Source organism: Gordonia aquimaris (assembly GCF_026262595.1).
GTDB lineage: Bacteria > Actinomycetota > Actinomycetes > Mycobacteriales > Mycobacteriaceae > Gordonia > Gordonia tangerina.
Genome location: NZ_JAPKFM010000061.1, coordinates 1 through 2,173, shown reverse-complemented (window position 1 = coordinate 2,173; position 2,173 = coordinate 1). Strand labels below are relative to the sequence as shown.

2 protein-coding genes are annotated in these 2,173 nt (G+C 64.6%); both read right to left on the bottom strand.

The window, feature by feature from the left end; all coding sequences use genetic code 11:
* A partial coding sequence (gene istB / locus OSB52_RS24535; protein ID WP_266063947.1) for an IS21-like element helper ATPase IstB occupies nucleotides 1-689 on the bottom strand: 689 nt, incomplete at its 3' end.
* Nucleotides 686-2,038, bottom strand: coding sequence for a Mu transposase domain-containing protein (locus tag OSB52_RS24530; protein ID WP_266063946.1), 1,353 nt, complete (start codon nucleotides 2,036-2,038; stop codon nucleotides 686-688). The genes OSB52_RS24530 and istB, both read right to left, overlap by 4 nt.
* Between the last annotated feature and the right edge of the window lie 135 nt (nucleotides 2,039-2,173).

Here is a 2,173-nt window from a genome sequence, read left to right as displayed (position 1 = left end):
CCCCATTCGGCGACGGACCGGTTGGTGGTGATCACGACTGATGTTTTCAGATAGCGTTGTGCCACAACCTGAAACAGGGCTGATGCGGCTTCGCCTGGCAGGGGTAGGTAGCCGAGTTCGTCGATAACCAAAAGAGTGGGTCCGGCGAAGAATCGCATGCAGGTGGACCAGCGGCCCTCGATGGCCGCTTTGTGACACCGTGCGGCGAGGTCGGCCGCGGTGGTGACGTAGGTGCGATAGCCGGCGTGTACGGCGGCATGTGCGAGTCCGACCGCGAGGTGGGTCTTGCCGGTGCCCGGTGGCCCGATGAGCAGCACGTTCGTGGCCGACTCGAGGTAGGCGCAGGTCCCGAGTTCCCGAATCAACGCGCGATCGACTCCGGGTGCGGCGTCGTAGTCGAAGCTGTCCAGCGTGGCCGGGGTGGGTAGGCATGCGAATCGCAGCCGCCCTGCCAGACGGCGGGCTTCGGTAGCGTCGACCTCGATCGAGAGGAGATGTTCGAGTGTGTGGGTCATCGACCACTCCTGTTCGCCAGCGGTCGCGAGCACCTGTGGCAGGGCTTCAGCCGCGGCGTCGAGTTTGAGGACGGCGAGATGACCACGGAGTTGCTGATACACCGAGATCGCTGAAGGTGACTGCGGCTCAGCGCTTGTGGAGTTTGTGTCGGTGGTGGTGCTGTTGTTGCTCATGGGAGATAGTTCCTGTTCTGTGCGGCGCGTTCGTACACGCTCATGTCGATCACCGACGCCTGCGTGGCAACCTCGGCGCTGGTGGTGGATGTGTTGCGGCGCAGCTCGTCTGCTGCGTCGCGGGCGGCCTGACCGGGTGGGATGCGTTCTTTGCGGCGATGTGGCCGCCGGCTGCTGGAGGCGCCGGCCTTGGCCAGGGTGTCGAGTGCGACGACGTGCCCGTGATCACGCACCTGCGCTCCCGACCCCGCAGCAGCCAGTCGGTGACGGGCTATCACGATGCCCGAAACGGTGGCGATATCGATGTGCCCGTCGCCGAGGCGCTCGTTCACGGTGACCTCACTCATCGCCACCTCCGGCGGCACCGAGTACTGATTGCCTCGCCACGCCACCAGTGCCTGGCGAGACACGGTGCGCGTCTCGGTCACCGTGGCCGGATACGGCGCGGTGGGCGGCGGTCTCAGGGGTTCGCGTTTGGCCACGGTGATCACACTCGCCCGACCATCAGAGGTGGGGCGCATCCGCACATCCGAGCGGGTGCGGCAGAACGTATCGCAGCTGGTTTGCGCCTGCTCGGCAGTGACCTCATCGGGCAGGGTTCGCCACCACCGTTGCGCGGCAGTGTGATTGGACTTCTCCACCACACCTTTGCGGTTGCCTCGACGGGGTGGGCACACCTGCACTGCTACTCCGTAGTGTTTGGCGACGCCGGCGAATTCGGCGGTCAAAGCACCGGTCGAGGGGTGACATACCGTGGCCATCCGGTCAAAGCGCCATGACTTGGTGACCCCACCGAGTCGGCGGGTGATGCGGTCGATACCGGCGATCACCTGTGGTCGGGTCATATCCGGGGCCAGATAGCCGCGCCACTTGCCCGAATGCGCCAACGACCCGACGAGTAGATATGCTGTTGAACCCCAAGCCCATTCGGTCGGTGGGTTCGGCAGCTCCACCCAATCCCATTGGGTCTCTTCACCCGGCGGGTGCTCGATGATCGCATTTGCCCGTTCGGTGACCTGGGCACAGTCGGCACACTTCGGTCGCAGACCGCGCTGACGGATCTGACGGGTGAGCGTCTGATAGGACTGGGTGTAGCCGAGATTCTCGAGTTCGTCGCACAGCGTGCGCGACCACAGATGCGGATCTTCGCCCAGCCTGGCCGTCACATAGGCCATGAACGGTTCGAACGGATCGGTCTGCGGCTTCTTGCGTTCGCCCGGGGTGCGCTCACCGTTGAGGTAGGCCCGGATCGTCTTGCGGTCGTGGCCGGTGTGGCGGGCGATCGCCGAGATCGTCCACCCCCGTTTGTGCAGTGCGTGTACTTCCACATCGTTCTCCCGTGTCAACATGAAAGCGGGCCTCCCGAGGTAGCTGGTGAGTGGTCAGAGACCATCAGCATCACGGGAGGCCCGCCTACTCTGGCGGAGCCACACGGGTGGGGAATTTAGGTGAGCATCAGTGGGGAATTTCGATGAGCGCCGTCA

Bases quoted from the DNA above. Each gene is read 5' to 3' on its own strand.
- OSB52_RS24530 (WP_266063946.1), bottom strand. From the start codon at position 2,038: ATGTTGACACGGGAGAACGATGTGGAAGTACACGCACTGCACAAACGG.